The sequence below is a fragment of the Nitrospira sp. genome (assembly GCA_024998565.1).
GTDB lineage: Bacteria > Nitrospirota > Nitrospiria > Nitrospirales > Nitrospiraceae > Nitrospira_A.
In genome coordinates, this window is record JACOEM010000004.1 from 177,225 (window position 1) to 193,719 (window position 16,495).

11 protein-coding genes and 1 tRNA gene are annotated in these 16,495 nt (G+C 58.4%); 4 read left to right on the forward strand and 8 right to left on the reverse strand.

All coding sequences use genetic code 11. The features are described 5' to 3' along the window. Positions 1 to 15: 15 nt before the first annotated feature. Positions 16 to 91 (forward strand) — tRNA-Ala (locus H8K11_08830). Here the strand turns inward: H8K11_08830 and H8K11_08835 are convergent. Then, positions 70 to 1,755, reverse strand: a complete 1,686-nt coding sequence (locus tag H8K11_08835; GenBank protein MCS6263852.1) for a recombinase family protein — start codon at positions 1,753 to 1,755, stop codon at positions 70 to 72. The genes H8K11_08830 and H8K11_08835 overlap by 22 nt on opposite strands. Positions 1,756 to 2,333: 578 nt before the next feature. Between H8K11_08835 and H8K11_08840 the strand changes: the two genes are divergently transcribed. Beyond that, the gene (locus H8K11_08840) at positions 2,334 to 2,837 is read left to right on the forward strand and encodes a JAB domain-containing protein (protein ID MCS6263853.1); all 504 of its coding nucleotides are present in this window, start codon (positions 2,334 to 2,336) and stop codon (positions 2,835 to 2,837) included. Between the two features lie 215 nt (positions 2,838 to 3,052). Here H8K11_08840 and H8K11_08845 read toward each other — a convergent pair whose 3' ends face one another. From H8K11_08845 to H8K11_08875, 7 genes are all read right to left on the reverse strand, one after another. Then, positions 3,053 to 3,265 carry a hypothetical protein gene (locus tag H8K11_08845; protein MCS6263854.1) on the reverse strand — a complete coding sequence of 71 codons (213 nt, stop codon included), beginning with the start codon at positions 3,263 to 3,265 and terminating at the stop codon, positions 3,053 to 3,055. A gap of 160 nt (positions 3,266 to 3,425) precedes the next feature. Next, complete coding sequence (locus tag H8K11_08850) at positions 3,426 to 4,430, reverse strand: hypothetical protein (GenBank protein ID MCS6263855.1); 1,005 nt, start codon at positions 4,428 to 4,430, stop codon at positions 3,426 to 3,428. A 79-nt stretch (positions 4,431 to 4,509) separates the two neighbouring features. Next, entirely contained in the window at positions 4,510 to 4,785 is a 276-nt protein-coding gene (locus tag H8K11_08855) for a DUF2523 domain-containing protein (GenBank protein ID MCS6263856.1), read from the reverse strand. Next, positions 4,782 to 6,032 (reverse strand): hypothetical protein, encoded by a 1,251-nt coding sequence (locus H8K11_08860; protein ID MCS6263857.1) that lies wholly within the window; start codon positions 6,030 to 6,032, stop codon positions 4,782 to 4,784. The genes H8K11_08855 and H8K11_08860 overlap by 4 nt, the downstream gene beginning before the upstream one ends. A gap of 109 nt (positions 6,033 to 6,141) precedes the next feature. Next, entirely contained in the window at positions 6,142 to 6,405 is a 264-nt protein-coding gene (locus H8K11_08865; protein ID MCS6263858.1) for a hypothetical protein, read from the reverse strand. Positions 6,406 to 6,605: 200 nt separating this feature from the next. Beyond that, positions 6,606 to 7,598, reverse strand: a complete 993-nt coding sequence (locus H8K11_08870) for a replication initiation factor domain-containing protein (GenBank protein MCS6263859.1) — start codon at positions 7,596 to 7,598, stop codon at positions 6,606 to 6,608. Then, a complete protein-coding gene (locus H8K11_08875; GenBank protein ID MCS6263860.1) occupies positions 7,595 to 7,906 on the reverse strand; it encodes a helix-turn-helix domain-containing protein in 312 nt (103 codons plus the stop codon). Before H8K11_08875 ends, H8K11_08870 begins: the two co-directional genes overlap by 4 nt. A 773-nt stretch (positions 7,907 to 8,679) precedes the next feature. Here H8K11_08875 and H8K11_08880 point away from each other — a divergent pair. Both H8K11_08880 and H8K11_08885 read left to right on the forward strand, forming a co-directional pair. Beyond that, positions 8,680 to 15,855, forward strand: coding sequence for a VCBS repeat-containing protein (locus tag H8K11_08880; GenBank protein ID MCS6263861.1), 7,176 nt, complete (start codon positions 8,680 to 8,682; stop codon positions 15,853 to 15,855). A 7-nt stretch (positions 15,856 to 15,862) separates the two neighbouring features. Beyond that, positions 15,863 to 16,447: a hypothetical protein gene (locus H8K11_08885; protein ID MCS6263862.1), complete on the forward strand. Its 585-nt coding sequence runs from the start codon at positions 15,863 to 15,865 to the stop codon at positions 16,445 to 16,447. The last annotated feature ends 48 nt before the right edge of the window (positions 16,448 to 16,495 follow it).

Sequence of the window (16,495 nt, forward strand, 5' to 3'; positions counted from 1 at the left end):
CCGCGTGAGAGTTGTGGGGGGCTAGCTCAGTTGGGAGAGCACTACGTTCGCAACGTAGGGGTCGGGGGTTCAACTCCCCTGCCCTCCACCACTTTGATTGATAACCTTCACGCCAGTCAGTAAACGGTCGAATGTTCCCGTGGCAGTGAATCGATAGCCTCGCTTCCCGCCCTCCTCGACGGGCTCGCATGAAATGTGACCGTCAAGCAGTTTCCTGAGCATCTGGCGCGCGAGCGGAACCTGTCGGGTGAGCAAACCAGGGATATCTCCTAAGCGGGTTCTCAATTCCTTGACCAGCTGCTTCTCGTTCACGTAAGCCATTTGGGCAAGCTGGTCCAGTCTCGTCAATTCCCCTAGCAACGTCTTCTTCCTAGCCTCCTCCTGGCGGAGTGATGCGTCAATGGCATCTGTTGCCTTGCCATTCGCTATATGTTCCACCAGGTGATGCAGTCGTGTTTCAATTAAAGAGAGTTCCCGTTCAATAGTGACGCGTTCGTCAGGTAGCTTCTTCTGTTCTTTCCTAATTCGCTCCAAGGCCTCCGCAACGGAGGCTTCCAGGACCTGATCGTCTAGCATGTTGTTTATAGCGTGCAGGATGGCTGAGTCGAGAATATCCTGGCGGACTTCCACGTTGTTACTGCAGACGGTATGACCTCGTTTGTGGTGGTAGGCACAGCGATACACGGTGCGGTCATAGCGTTGTTTCGCAGTTCGCTTTATTGCCACGATCGAACCACCACATACGATGCACTTTGCAATGCTGCTGAGTAGATAGGAAGACCGGTGATCTTCGCCGGTAGGTCGTGAAATGAGGCGACCACCTTCCCCGCGCAGATAGGCATTCCTATTTTGTGTTCTACGCTGTTCAACCTGCTCCCACAGCATGGAGGAGATGATCCTCAATTCTGGTGCGTCGATACGAAGCCATTCCGATTGAGGACGCTTTCGTTGCTTCCGCGTTCCGCCGAGTTGAATTGCTTGGGTTCTATTCCAGAGGACCATACCTCGATAAAGGTCACGTTGGAGAATGTCCCGAAGCGCTGTTGGGCACCAGCCAAGATTCCCACCGTGAGGAGGCGAGACGCGATCCTCGTTTAACGCCTTAGCGATGCTTGCCAGACCAAAGCCTGATGCGTACATTTCGAATATTCGCACGACTGTTTTAGCTTGTTCGGTATTGATCCTTCTAACAACGTGCTGTCGGTGCGGGGTACCATCATTGTTCGCTTGGCTGCTGTAGACGGGGACGTTATCGTAGCCGAAAACCTTGTTGCCCGTGACGTGGAGAGCTTTGGCTTTTCGGAGCATGGCATCATAGGTACGCTGGCTCGCTTTTTCTCGCTCCATTTCTGCCGAGAAGTTCGTCAGGCTAAGCATCACCTTGTCGAGGGCATTATCAAGCTTTCGTTCTTGGTCAGTAAGATAGAAGAATATCCGCACGCCGCTATCGATGATTTGCTTGAAGGCATAGCTCGATTGGATAGCCTCACGGCCCAATCGAGACTCTTCGCTCATGATCAGCACTTGGAACGCTGGACGAGGCTTAAGCGCATTCATCAATCTTAGGAAACCCTGCCGCTTGAGGAATTCTGCGCCGGATATGCCGTCATCAGAATAGATATGTTCCTGCGCAACCGTCCAACCCTTTCGGACGGCAAACTCCGTTGCGTGCTGAATCTGCCGAGTAACCGATTTCTCCTCATCGTTAAATCCGACCTGTTCCGTGGATTTCCTGGCGTAGATTGCCGCAATCATCTCAGCCTCCTTCATCACCCGCTCACCTTGAGGTTCATACCCACTAGGTGACTATTCCAGAGCTCAGGGATTATTCGTTTCTGTCTGATGAAGTCAACTTCAATTTACGGTTGGTATGGGGAGGGGAACTAACCGTAAATCGGCTAAGTGATTGAAGATCAGCGAGAAGTGCCTCCGCAAGAATTGCAGATATTTCGTTGCGTAGGCGAGGGGAGAGGGGGGAATTGCCAGAATCTGAGTGGCCTACGCTTTCCCTTGTATTGATGAGCAGTTTTGGGCTTGTGGGTTCCAACTGAACTGTTACTCCTGATCTTGTCGTACCAGGGAGAGTCTCACGACACCACCATCCCCCCGACTGAAGCGCCCGCCGTTCCGTCGGCTTAGGACGAAGATTGAGCCCCCAATGGGTACGACTCGGGGCCGGGGAGCAGCGGAGCAGGCCTTCCCGGTCCCCTCCGTGCCGGTCTCCGCCCCTCCAGGCCTGCCCGCTGCGAGAGCCCCGTGCCGCCTCCTTCGTTACGCCCCACCCTTGGTTGGTGAAGGGTGGGGCTAGAACATAATTTCAGAAGGAGGCGGACATGTCCGTTGATAGCTCTCTCGGTTCCTCGAACGGTGTACAGCCACTGAAACCGGTTCGCAAATACGGAATCCCTCGGTACCGTGTGACCCTCGTGCGCGAGGGCCGTGCCATTCCAGCTGCGGAATCGGTGCATACGTCGGAAGGCGCTGCGGCGATCCTCCGGCCGTTGTTTGCCGGTCTGGATCGGGAACAGTTCCTCATCTGTGGTCTCGATGCGAAACATGGTCTGATCGGGATCAATGTGGTCTCCACTGGCTCGCTCAATCTGACCATCGTCCATCCTCGCGAGGTCTTCAAGCCGCTCATCTTGATGAATGCCGGTGCCTGGATCTGCGCCCACAACCACCCCTCCAGTGACATCGCGCCGAGCCCCGAAGATCGCATCTTGACCAAACGGCTGCGTGAAGCTGGCGAACTCTTCGGCATCACCCTCCTCGACCATCTGATTCTGGCCGAAGAACACTACTACAGCTTTGCCGACCAGGGCTGGCCCGGCGCTTAGCGCAGGAGCCGCAATACCCAGGCGGCCCCGGCGGCCACCAGCGCGAGCCCGATCGCGGCCGTGCCCCAGGCGACCAGGTCCACAGCCAGTGCATTGCCGATCGTTTGAATCTGTTGCGCCGTCATTCTGCCTCCTCATTGTCATCGCTCTCAGCCTGTTCTCGTTTCTGGATGAAAAAAGAGGCAGGCTGCTGCCAGCCTGCCTCGATGGGCTCGCTAGCCCACAATCGCGCGTACGCGCTTAAAGGCGTAAATCGCCAACGCCACGCCAATCAAGGCCGTGGCCCACAAGAGCAGATCGGCCCGCACCGTGGCCACATCCGCCGACACCGGAAACAACTGCGCCTGTGAGAGCGCCGGGACACCCAAGGCGAACACAAACGCCATGAGCAGCCCCCCGAGCCCTTTCACCCAACCCCATCCCTTCATACGGCACCTCCTTGTGCTGGTGGTGGTTCCGTCCACCCACGCCACCGGATGACTCGCCGGCGGACGAGCGCCTCAGTAAGTCTGAGGCAGAATCAACTTGATGATCAGGCCGACGGCAAAACCGCCGAGCCAAAAAATGGCCGTGAAATAGGTCATCGCCTCAATCGCCGGCAGGTCCATAGAACACTCCTTCGCCAATCAGTCGCATCGATCCTTCTTCGTACACTTCGGAGACCGACAGGCCATAGCGCCCGGTAATCTGCGCGGCGGTCAGGATCTCGCCGCTGTCCAAGAGATACCGCCAGCCTTGACGGTCCTTGCTCATTCCGGCACCGCCAAGAATCCGGACCGGTCGTCTCGGTGGAACCGGAGCCGCAGGAGGTGACGGAGCCAGGCCCAAGGGATTGAGCAGGGTGCCCGAGCCTTGAACCGATGGCCCCGACGCGATGGACGGCACAGACGGTGATCCGGCGGGAGTCGGCTTCGTGGAGCCCAGGGACGACCAAGGCCGCCAAACCATGAGCGTCAGAGCAAACAGCCCAGCCGCGATTCCGATCGCCACCCGCGCCGACTTGAAGACGGTATGACTGCGTTTCTCTTCTCGAATGGCTGCTGACGCGTAACTCGAATAATACGCGTAGATGGCCGGGGAATAGGTGCCGACGAAAGCCCGGATCACCTCGTGGTCCTCCGGATTCCCACGCACCTTGCCCTGATACTTTTTCGACAGGCCCACGAAAGCCAGCTTCCGAAACTTCACGGTCGCTTCGATGAGCCGTGTGACTCCTTGCGACATCTGCCGGAAGTCCTGACTCATGAGCAGGATATCCACGCCATAGTGCCGATGCGTTTCGAGCCAACGCAGGAGACCCGGTTCCACCTTCTGCATGGACCGAAAGACGGTTTGCGCTTCATCGATAATCACGGCCGAGCCGGGTTCGACATGGGGAAAGGCTTGGAGGACCTCGACGGAGTCCTTCCAGATCGTGATTTGTTGTTCGAGGGTGTCGAGGGCGATCCCCGTGAAGAGGGACAACCGGTCCAGATAGATGCCATCCACCGCGATATAGAGCCGCCGGCCTTGTTTCACCCAGGGCAGGAACTTCTCGCAGATGGCGTGATAGGACTTGCCTGAGCCTGGCACCCCTTCATACAGTTCGATCATCGAAGACTCCTGAGATAGACCCAGATCCACAGCGCCAAGATCACCGTCCACGCATAGGCCCACCCGATCACGAGCTGGTTCATGAGCCCCACCGCACAAACGGAATGGTTTGGAGAATGAATCGCGTGCCCATGGCGCTCGCCACGATGGCCAGCGCCTGACTCATGCCCGTCGCGCCCAGCACCCACGCGTATTGATCAGGAATCACCGGCAGGATGAGCCCTGCCGTGCCGATGGTGGCGAGCGTGCTGTCCGCCACAGAGAGAACAGAATCCCAGATGCCCAGGCCCCAATCCGTGAGGGAGAAGAAGAACTCCTGCAGCCAGCAATAGATGAGGGTCAAAATCGCCGTCATGTCGTCTGGCCTCCTCCCACAAAGATGATGCGGTAGGCGGCGATGGAGGCTGTGGCAATCACCAAGGTGCGCAGGACGGTGAAGAACCAGGCCCATTGATTAAAGTCCACTTGCTGGCTGCCGAAGAAGGCCGACGGTAAGGCAATCACCGGCAAGGTCGATGGCCAGGTGAGCGACTTCAAGAGATTCAATGTGCCGAGTAACCCACTGCTGGCCCAGATGGTCTGATGCGCTTGCAGGACCGTCCCAAATGTTCGGTTTTCATGTGCCCCGACCGCACAGGAGGTCGTGGCTTGGGTTTCTTCGTGCTGCGTCGTCGAGCCGTCTGGATTCTGTGTTGTCGTTGTGGTTGTGGTCGTCGTCTGCTGTTGTGTATTTTGCTGCGGCGTACTGGCCGGGGGTGGGACCGTGTCCACCACGACGATATCACCGGCAGGGACCGGCTTCGGTTTCACGGTCGTCGGCATTTCGGTCGGCGTCACCGCTTGGGAGATCGTGGTATCGGCCGGCTGTGTCGTACCGATGGTGCCGACAGGATTGGTGTGAGCCTCGACCGACTTCGGATCGCTGGCCGGAAGGCCTCCGACGAAGTTGGCCACTTGCTGCTGCGTCGGCGAAATCAAACCCTCTTGAATCGGTGAGGTGGAGCCGGGAATGCCTGTTCGATGGCAAACATACAAGGTATATCCGCCGACGGCCGGACCATTCACAAAGAAGTTGCCGGTAAAGAAGACGGCCGTACTGAGACTCTGAAACGGCCCGACGACCCAATCATGCTGATATTCCGTATCGACTGCGCACAGCGGAACATTGGTTGCGCTGAATTGAATGGTCGCATTGGGATAGGCCGGATTCCCTGGCGTGTTCGTGCCAAAGCCGGGGAACGTCTGTACGCCGGCATTCGTGCTTGCGATCTGCCACCCGCCTGGCGTCGAGGCGGCAGTTTTGACCGCTGAAAGATCGGCCTGTGAGTAATACATCTGGGCGAGCACCAGGCCGGCACTCACCCCCAGAGCCGCCCACCCAACCGGACCGGCCACCATGCGAACCGCCATCGAAGTGACCGACGGCGCGAGCGCAGCGGTCGCGACTTGGGAGGCTAGCGCCGACCGTTGCGCCGCCAGATAAGCAATGCGTTCGGCCTGAGCCACCACCCGCGAATACTGCGTCGCGGTCTGGCCTAACGATTCGCCTGGCGCGACACAGAGTGAGACGAGCAGGGCCCAGACAAAACCCAGATATGTCATGAGGGAAAGTAATTTCACAACCGTCCGACTCCAAGGCCGGCGAGGAAGGCCAGTAACAAGACCGCCACGAGTAGAATGGTGAGATCCACTGGCCTTCCTCCCCCTGCGATTACTTCAGGACTTCCAATCCAGACAAATCGAAGAAGACGCGGCCCGTCTGCTCGAACTTCCGCACTTCGATGGAGGCACGGGCCTGTTTGCCTTCGGCCTGCTTGCAGACCTCGATCAATGGCATCTGATCCTCCGGAATCCCCAAACGCAGCACTCCCGGATCTTTGCCCTTCACATAGAAGTCCACCGATCTGTAGACCTTGCCTTCCCGGCTCCTCCGTTCCACATAGCCCTGCACTGCGCCCTCCGCTTTGACTTGCATCGTCGAGACCTCCTGAATAGTGAGTGAATTTCGAGTCAGCCAAGCGCCTGACCCATACGCCCCGGCCTTCGGACCGGGCTTTTGGCTTCAAACAGAATTCCGAATCGCATGCCGTACAGCTCAGATACAGAGCGCCCTGTAGCCACTTGCACCGACAGCCTCTGGTTCCACATCCTGGACACATGCGTCGCCACGACCCGTTATGAAACTCTAAGGACATAGGGGGTCCCTCGCTTACGCTGCTTCAGCAACGCATAGTGCTTCTGTGTCCATCGTTTGGTACCCGCATAGATCATCTCGAACAGAAACTGATCCCCTCGACAGGCAACGACGACCGCCAGCATGGGACTGATGGCGTTCGCGAGCCAGGCCGCCACATCATCCAACCGCTGCTGAATCCGTTCGACGACGAGCCGGCATCGCATGAAGCCTTCGGTGAGGGCTTTCCACCAGCCCACTAACGGCGCTCGGTACTTCTCGTAGGATTCGGCCTCTCGCGTGGTCTCGCGGAAATCGACGTAGGAACGCAGCACGCCAACCAAAAACGCCCGCCAATCTTCCGGATCGAGGGTGAGGAGCGCTTTTGCGCAGGCTTGAGCCCGATCCTGCTTGAATTCCAATTCCCAGCGCACACCGTACAATCCCGCGTCGTCTCGGCCTTTGGTTTGGAGTTCCAGCCGCTTGTCATAGACCCGCAGCATCGTTTGACTCTCGCGGCTCCCAAAGTAGAGTGTCTCTCCGGTCCGGACGCCCTCCCGATGATTTGAGGCTTGGATGACTTTGAATTGCTTCGATCGGCTCACTAATTGTCCGGCCTCCACAGCCAGGCGGACGGTCTCCACTGCGACAGACGCCTCCCGGTCGTCCAGCGCCACATCGATGCGCGTGACATGGCCTTTCTGGGCAAAGATCCAGGCCAGCACGGTCTTCAACTTGGTCTCGTCCCACTGGGAGACGATCCCAGCCGAGAGATCCACATGCACTTCTTTCGGATTGCGAGGGGCACCCGTCCCCAACTTCCCAACTCCGGTCTTCCCCTGCGTCATGAACTGCGCGATGGGATAGCCACGAAACCCGGTCTCACTCTGGAACCAATCACCACCAACTAGCGCAATCACCTCGGCGACGTCAGCCTTTGGCAGCGTGAAGGCCAACCAATCGATGGTCTGCGTGAACCCTCCAGAACCTGTCATTTCTTCCTCCTTGGGGCCTGTGCGATAGACGCCCCCGTCTTACCCAGTCGGGGGCGGGGCCGCTGCGCGCGCCGCCGGCTGGCGCCGCCGGTCGCGCTGCGCTGTCCCTCCTTCTTCGTGGAAACGACACCGGTCAGACTGTGCCCCTTGGCCTTCAGGGCCTCCTTCACGCGTTCGAGGTCGAAGCGCACAAACCGACAGAATCGATCCACGGGAATCTCCCCCTTGCGGTACGCCCGGCGGATTGACTTCGGACTGACTTTGAGGACGGCGGCTAGCTCATCGACGGTCAACCAGGTTTGTTCCATCACGTCTCCTTTGCGTTGCGGCACACGATGCATGGCCGAACCATACGCATCGGCGTGCGGTGGTGAAAGAGCCCGTTCGTGGACACTAGGGGACAGCAGGGGACACTGGGGGACAGGAGTTCACGGTAGAAAAGACCAGCACGCAGAACGCCGTCAGGAGGCTGTCGGGGCGAGATCGAAGGATCACCACAATCTCCTCATCGCAGACGGCACTCACGCATGCCGCTCCAGACGTGGCGAAACCAGCACGCCTGGATTTTAGAGCAACACATCCAGACTTGAACGCTATGGGGAAGACGTGAGTGTGGTCACTACGTAGTCGCATACCTCGTCATCGTGATTTCGGTAAAAATATGCCGCTAGGGCCAAAAAACATGCGCTAGAGATGAATGGCCCTATTTGGCGAAGCAGGTACTGCTGTTGCCCCGTCAGCCCGACAGTGGCTCTCATACTCTGCAATTCAAATGCACACCATGGCATCCCCGTAACGACACGGAATTGTGTGGCTTATCGCGTGGGGAAGGCCCGAGAAGTCAGGCGGGCGCAAAAAACGGTCTCTGGCAGTCGAAATTTGACAGGCCTTATTGATCGGATTGCATGGCAGTTTATCTGACGCGGTTGGCTCGAACGCAGCACGATCCATTTTTACATTTTGCTGTGGCAATTCCAGGTCTGGTGGTAATCAACAGCATCTACGTAGTGCGAGAACGCAGACATTTGAGAACACATTCATGATTCAAAATTCGTATCCATCTCGAAGAGGAGTGCTCCCTATGTGGCCTCATAACACCCGTTGGTTGTCTCTGGTGATGCTCTGCGCCAGTCTTGCAGGTGTCGTTATGCCGGTTGCGGCGAAAGAGACGGACACGGCTGAGCCGATCCAGGGAATCAGCGCGTCGGTCCAGCCCGATCTGTTCACCGGCGTGCTGACGACCAGTGTCCCGCTCCTCGTGCCGCCGGGGCGCCACGGGATGCAGCCGACACTCGCTTTGGCGTATGAGAGCAGTGGCGGTAACGATTGGGTCGGGATGGGCTGGAAGTTGGGCCTCGGCGCCGTGGAGCGGCAAACCCGCTTTGGGGTGGATTACGCCGCACACGACTATACCCTGGGCGTGAACGGTATCGCTGGGGATCTGGTGCCCGCGCCGTCACCGGCTCCCAGCACGGAGTACCGACTGAAAATTGAAGGCCCGTTTGTGCGAGTCCAGCGACTCACCGCCGGGGATGGCCAACAATATTTTGTCGCGACAGACAAGTCCGGCACGACCTATTCATTCGGGCAAACGGCAGCCTCTCGCGTCGTTGACCCGGCTGATGCGGCCCGTATTTTTAAATGGGGCCTGGATCGCGTGGAAGATCGGGACGGCAATTATCTGACCGTCAGCTATACCAAAGACCAGAACCAGATCTATTTGAACGAGGTGGCCTATGCCGGCAACGGCAGCACCACGCCAACCAATGTGGTGACCTTTCACCTCGAAGACCGTCCCGATACGCAAGCGCTGTATGTACCGAACTTCAAGGTTGTGACGGCGAAGCGGCTCAAATCGATCGATGTGCAGGCCAACAGCGCACGGGTGCGCGCCTACCAGGTGACCTACGCCAGTAGCCAGACCACCGGACGATCGCTCTTGGCGTCGATCCAACAGTTTGGGAGTGACGCCGTCTTCAATGGCTCCTACGCGATCACCAGTGGGACGGCGTTGCCGCCGGTAAGCTTAGGCTATGAAGCTGAAACCATCGCGTTGGGGGAGGACAGTGTCTGGGGAACCAGAAGTTATGGGATCAATTGTATCGGCACACCCAACTGTCGCCCGGCGGTGAGTTTTGCCGATGTGAACGGCGATGGCCGAGCCGATGTGGTCTATGAACGGACCGATGTGACGGAATTTCGCGTCCTCCTCTCGTCCGGGACGAGTTTTGGCACCGATACGGCCTGGGGCTCGCGGGCCTATGGCGTGGCCTGTGCCGGGGCCTCCAATTGTCTGCCGAACTTCACCTTCGCGGACGTGAATGGAGACGGCAAGGCCGATTTTATCTATCAGCGTACGGATGTGGACGAGTTCCGCGTGCTGCTGTCCACCGGCACCGGCTTCGGGACCGATACGGCGTGGGGCTCGAAGAGTTACGGCGTGGCCTGTCTCGGCAACTCGAATTGCCGACCGGGCTTTGCCTGGACGGACGTGAACGGGGACGGCAAGGTGGACTTTGTCTATCATCGATCGGATGCCGATGAATGGCGCGTGCTCCTGTCCACCGGCACCAGCTTTGGGACGGATACCGCGTGGGGGACGAAGGCCTACGGGATTGCCTGCATCGGGGCGACCAATTGTCAGCCGAGTTTTAGCTTTGTCGATCTCAATGGGGACGGCCGCACAGATCTCGTCTACGAGCGCACGGGGACGACGGAATTCCGCGCCCTGCTGTCCACCGGGACGGCCTTTGCCACGGACACGGCGTGGGGATCTCGGGCCTATGGGATCGGCTGTGCCGGTGCGTCGAATTGCGTGCCCGCCTTCGGGTTCTTCGACGGCAATGGGGACGGCAAAGCGGATTTTATCTATCACCGCGTGGATGCCAATCAGTTCCGTGTCCTCCTCTCGACCGGCAGCGGGTTCGACACCGATACAGATTGGGGTGACAAGGATTATGGAGTCGCCTGTGCCGGGTCCAGCAACTGCCAACCGGCGTTTGGCTATTTTGATACGAACGGGGATGGCAAATCGGATTTTGTGTACAACCGCGACAATTCCAATGATCTCCGTGCGGTCGTGTCCAACGGAGCCGACTACAATCCTGACGCCCTGTGGGGGACTCGTGGAGCGGGCATCTCCTGTGTGGGCCCCCCGACCTGCCAACCCAGTTTCTCCTATATCGATGTCACCGGCGACGGCAAAGCCGACTTTACCTATATCCAGTCGGATAACAATAACCTGCGGGTGGCGCCGAGTGGTCCCGGTAAGTTTCTGCTGACCTCCGTCACCAACGGACTCGGCGGGGCGACGACGATTGCCTATGTCTATTCGCCCCAATATACGAACACCCAGCTTCCCATCCCGCTGGCGACGGTGAGTTCCCTCACGACCTGCGACAACTGGAGTGGATCATCCTGTACCGGGACTTCCTCCGTCACCTCTTATCTGTATAGCGGCGGGTTCTATCACATTGCCGAACGGGACCTGCGGGGGTTCAACTACGTCAAGGTCACCGGTCCGACCGGCCCCAGCGGCGAACAAGCCATCACCGAAACCTGGTTCCATCAAGGCAATGATGTCGCGGTGGACACCAACAATCCCAATGTGGCCGTCGGCTACACCAAGGGCTTGGCCTATCGCGTCAAGGTCACCGATGCAGCCGGGTATATCTTTTCGAATACGACCACGGCCTATGTGGCCGACAGCGACAGCGCCGCCCCCTACTTTACGCCGGTGGCCCAGGTGGATGGGTCGCTGGATAACGGGGCCAAACAAACCCGGACGGTCTATGCCGACTATGACGCCTATGGCAATGTTCTGCGCGAAGACCAGTCTGGTGATTTGAGCACGACCAGTGACGATCGAACCGTCGTACGGACATTCGGCAATAACACGACCGATTGGCTGCTCGGCTTTCCGACCAGTGAGACGGTTTATCAAGGTATCGGGCTCAGTCCACAGGTGGCTCAATCCACGTTCTATTATGACGGCACGACGAGTTGTACCACCGCCTCGACCAACCAGACGCCGACCAAGGGACATCTGACCCGCACCGTGCGATGGCTCAACGGCGGGACGAATCCCGAAACCCGGATGGCCTATGATGCCTATGGCAATCTCGCCTGTACGCGGGATGCGAACGGCAACACCACCACGCTCACCTATGACGCGACCAACACCTTTCCCACCACGGCGACCAATGCGCTGAGCCAGGTCACGACGACTCAGTATTATGGCGTTGGCGGTCAAGGTCTCACGAACGGGGTCTTCGGACAGGTCAAGAGCGTCACGGACGCCAACAGCCAGACGGTGGCCTATGAATATGACACGCTGAGCCGCCTGACGAAGACCACGGCGCCAGACGGGCTCGTGACAACGACCACCTACAACTATGGCTCCGGGTTTTCCGTCGGCACCCAGCATGTGCTGACCAGCAGTTCCGGTGCCGGCGTGACGACGGCCTTGACCAGCGCGAACTACTTCGATGGTCTGGGTCGCTCAGTGAAGACAGAGTCCAGCGGGCCGGACAGTGCCACGATTGTGACGGAACTGGAATATGACATTCGGGGCGCTGTGCGTAAACGGAGCTTGCCCTACTTCAAGACGGTCGAATCCGTCACCGGTCGCTGGTCCACGCTGCAATACGATGCGTTGGGTCGGCTGACACGCCTCGACTTGCCAGACGGCACCCGGAGCTTGGCCTGTACCAGCGCCTGGGTGACGGTGGCCATCGATACGGCCAATCACCGGAAGCGCGAGACCAAGGATGCCTACGGCCGGACGGTCCGTGTCGATGAGTACCAAGGCACCACCAGCACCTGTGACACCACCGTCGGCAGCCCCTATGCCACGACGACCTATCAATACGATACGCTGGGCAACCTGCTGTCCGTCACCGATGCCAAGGGCAATGTGACGACCATGACCTACGACACCCTGAGCCGCAAGACGGCCATGCATGACCCGGACATGGGCGACTGGAGTTATCTCTACGATGCCGTCGGCAATCTGACGAAGCAGACGGATGCAAAGAGCCAGTTGCTTTGGTTTCGCTATGACGCCCTCAACCGGCGCACGCAGAAGGATTTTACGACGCAAAAATCCCCCGGCGCCGGGGATGTTGTCTACACCTACGATGGCGGCACGTACAATCGGAACGGTCGCCTCCAGCAGGTCGTCGATGCCTCGGGCACCGTGGTCTTTCGCTACGATGCGCTCGGGCGGATCACGCAGACCGACAAGACCCTGGATGGGACGACCTATACCACGCAGAGTACCTATGACGGATTGGGCCGCCTCCTGACCGTGACCTATCCCGGTAGCCCGACGACCGTGATCAGTTATGCCTACAACGGGCCGCTGTTGGAGAAGGTGTTCGATGGCACGACGACCTATATTCAGTACAGCCAATATAATGCGCTCGGTCAGGCAGGGCTGACGCGCTATGGCAATGGTGTGACCACCACGAAGACCTACGCCCAGACCACCAACACGGTCTGTTCCCAACAGAATTTCCGCCTCTGCACTCTGAAGACAGCCGGACCGGCGGGGGTGCTGACGGCCAGCGCGGCGGCTCCCGGAACGGCCGTCAACCTGTCCACCGAAGGCACCACGGATTGGGCACACTGGGGGTTGACGAATGCGTCCAGCTTTAACCACAAGAGTGGCGTGACGGCGCAGATCAGCACGTTCTTTGCGGTGGGCGGCGGGACGGCCCAGCGCTTTGACGATAATCCCACCACGTATACGTGGACGGGTGGAACCCCCACGTCCAGTGCCACGAACAGTCCGACCGGCGTCTACATCGTCGGGCTGAACAAGGGCTTCCAGCTCACGGTTCCCGCCGACACCACGCCTCGCACGGTGAAGCTCTATGTGGGCGGGTGGGGCGCGCAGGCAAAATTCGAAGCAATTCTGAGCGATCAGAGCGCGGCAGGATACACGGACACGTCCTTCAACGATTCCGGCAGTGGGGATGGGACCAACCGCGTCTATACATTGACCTATCAGGCGGCATCTCCCAATCAGACCCTCACGCTCACCTGGACGGTGACGGGCATGAATGACTCTCAGTGGGGGAACGTGTCCCTGCAAGGAGCGACTCTGGTCACGGGGTCAGTCAGTGGCGCCCTCGCCGGGGGTCTCGCCACGCCCAGCGCCACGGTGACGCTCTCGACTGAAGGCACGACGGATTGGGCCCATTGGGGCCTGACCACCGCCAGTAGTTTCAACCACAAGAGCGGCATCACCGCACAGATCAGCAATTACTCGGCTCTCGGAGGAGGCACCGCCGCACGCTACGACACCAACCCCAACGGGTACAGCTGGACAGATGGCACGCCGACGGCCAACGCCACGAATTCGCCCACAGGTCTGTACATCAATGGCTTGAATAAGGGGTTCCAGATCACGGTGCCGGCCGATACGACCTCACGGACCGTCAAGGTCTATGTCGGCGTCTGGGGCGCGCAAGGCAAACTGGAAGCCACGTTAAGCGACAGCAGTGCCAGCGCCTATGTGGACACCTCCGTCACCGATCCGGGAGGGAGTTCAGATGGCATCGCGCGCGTGTATACCTTGACCTATCGGGCTGCATCGTCGGGTCAGACCCTCACGGTCAAGTGGACCGTGGAGACGATGCATGAGGCGCAATGGGGGAATGTCACCTTGCAAGCGGCCACGTTGGTGACCAACAGCAACAGCGGCACGGTCTATCAAGATCTGCAGTATGCCTACACGGCGGATGGGAATCTCACCACCATTGCGGACCATACGGTCGCAGGCGGGGTCGGGGACCAGGCCATGACCTACGATAGTTTGGACCGGCTGACTGAGGCCGAAGGCCCATATGGGAGCGGTGGGGCGACGGCGTCGATCACCTATAGTTACAACGAAATCGGGAATCTGACGGCCAATTCACAGGTGGGCAGTTATACCTATCCCACCAGTGGCTCAAGCAGCGTGCGCCCGCATGCCGTGAGCACGGCAGGCAGCAACACGTATAGCTACGACGGCAACGGGAATATGACTGCCGGGGCGGGCCGATCATTCACCTACAACCTGGAAAACAAACCGCTCACGATCACGATTGGCGGACAGACAACCACGTTCGTCTATGACGGCGATAATGGGCGGGTGAAGAAGGTCGTGGGGAGCACGACGACGCGGTATATCAGCCGGCTCTATGAATGCGAGAATGCCAATTGCTCGCGGATGATCTTTGCCGGGTCCGAACGCGTGGCGACGCTGCCAGCGAGCGGAGGCATCCACTATTATCACCAGGACCATTTGGGCTCGTCGTCTGTCATTACCGACGAGAGCGGTGCAAAGGTCCAGAATCTCTCGTATTTTCCGTACGGTGCAACCCGCACGAACAGCTCACCGGTCACGCCGGCGGTGGATGTGCCGTACAAGTATACCGGGCAGGAACTGGATGCCAGTACGGACCTCTATAACTATGAGGCGCGTCAGTATGAGGCTTCGTTAGGACGATTCGTTTCTCCCGATACGGTGGTGCCCGATCCGTTCAATCCGCAAGACCTCAATCGCTATGCGTATGTGCGAAACAGTCCCTTCAATTACACGGACCCAACGGGGCATCTTACGTGTGAGAATCAGTATACCAGCGACTGTATCAGGCAGTGGCTTTATGATCTCTTCGGCGTGGACCGCACTGGCACTCCACCGACACAACCGCCACAATCGCCTCCCCCCGACAGTCCGCCTGTCGTGCCAGTCCGTGAAGTGACCGTGAACGACACGCGGCTGCCTCCGCCCATTCAATTGCCGCCCTTAGACTTCTTTCCTCCGTCGCCACCGCCCTCACTCCCGAATTGGGGAGTTGGACCGCCTAGAGGTGAAGACACCAGGAATATTATCAACGAAATAGCCCAAGATGTCGTCGGGTCAGCGCTTCTGAGCGGACAGATGGCGGCAGTTGGGAAAGTTTCCTTGAAGGCGATCATGAAGGTAATCAATGCGGGCAAGTTGTTAAAGTCTAGCAAATCTTCTAAGTTGTACGAGCATGCCGGTCCCATGGGGAAGGAAGAGAAGGACCGCGTCTTCAAGTCTCTCACCGTCAACACTGAGGTCGAGAAAAAAGATACCAAAAAAGGTCCGGTATACATGGCCGAAACTGAAGAAAGTGGGCTACTAAAATCCAGAGATTTCTCGTCTGGAGTTCCACCAGAAGGAAATCGACCGACGATTGACCTCGAGCTTCCCGGTCAACCGACAATTAAACTTCGGTTTTAGGTGACGCATGATCAATGAATCAGTGATCTCAGTACCCCGCGACGAATTCAACAGGGACCTGCTCGCGCTGCACAACAGAGTCTTCTCACAAGCTGAAGACAGCCTCGTTCTTGCAGACATGTTAAGGCCGTTTGTCGAATCATCCTGGGAGACCATTCTGGTTCCTGGACACATTTTTGCCATGGACGAGGCTGCATTCGCGGCGCTCGCCGGCGCGGCGATGAAGATGGGCGATGACCGCATGATCGTGACGGAATCAGAAACATTGCCTCACTATGGGGATACCTTTCGGATCGTGTGGGATCAAAAGGTGCTAGAGAATCTTAGAGGTCTTTCATATATCACTGGCATGGAGCTGCATGTCTATGGCCAGTCTGGGACGTGGGGACTGATGTGTTATTTGAATGACTTTAGCCTGCTTGGAGGAACCCCTGCGGTGATGACCGCCTATCTCGAGACGGTAGGCGGTCGAGAACGAGCCAGAACTCAATTTATTGCCTACGCGGCAGACGCATGGTTCGAAATACCTCCTATGAAGCAGGTTCAAATCCTGAAACGAGTCGGCTGGTCATTCGATGATGCGGCGACCTGAAGCAACGATAAAGTAGGTGTTGGTAGCCTGCCTAACGACTGCTGTTCA

Coding starts and splice junctions, on each gene's coding strand:
- H8K11_08850 (MCS6263855.1), bottom strand. CDS start 4,430: ATGATCGAACTGTATGAAGGGGTGCCAGGCTCAGGCAAGTCCTATCAC.
- H8K11_08855 (MCS6263856.1), bottom strand. CDS start 4,785: ATGACGGCGATTTTGACCCTCATCTATTGCTGGCTGCAGGAGTTCTTC.
- H8K11_08870 (MCS6263859.1), bottom strand. CDS start 7,598: ATGACAGGTTCTGGAGGGTTCACGCAGACCATCGATTGGTTGGCCTTC.
- H8K11_08865 (MCS6263858.1), bottom strand. CDS start 6,405: ATGCAAGTCAAAGCGGAGGGCGCAGTGCAGGGCTATGTGGAACGGAGG.
- H8K11_08885 (MCS6263862.1), top strand. CDS start 15,863: ATGATCAATGAATCAGTGATCTCAGTACCCCGCGACGAATTCAACAGG.
- H8K11_08845 (MCS6263854.1), bottom strand. CDS start 3,265: ATGAAGGGATGGGGTTGGGTGAAAGGGCTCGGGGGGCTGCTCATGGCG.
- H8K11_08860 (MCS6263857.1), bottom strand. CDS start 6,032: ATGACATATCTGGGTTTTGTCTGGGCCCTGCTCGTCTCACTCTGTGTC.
- H8K11_08840 (MCS6263853.1), top strand. CDS start 2,334: ATGTCCGTTGATAGCTCTCTCGGTTCCTCGAACGGTGTACAGCCACTG.
- H8K11_08835 (MCS6263852.1), bottom strand. CDS start 1,755: ATGATTGCGGCAATCTACGCCAGGAAATCCACGGAACAGGTCGGATTT.
- H8K11_08880 (MCS6263861.1), top strand. CDS start 8,680: ATGTGGCCTCATAACACCCGTTGGTTGTCTCTGGTGATGCTCTGCGCC.
- H8K11_08875 (MCS6263860.1), bottom strand. CDS start 7,906: ATGGAACAAACCTGGTTGACCGTCGATGAGCTAGCCGCCGTCCTCAAA.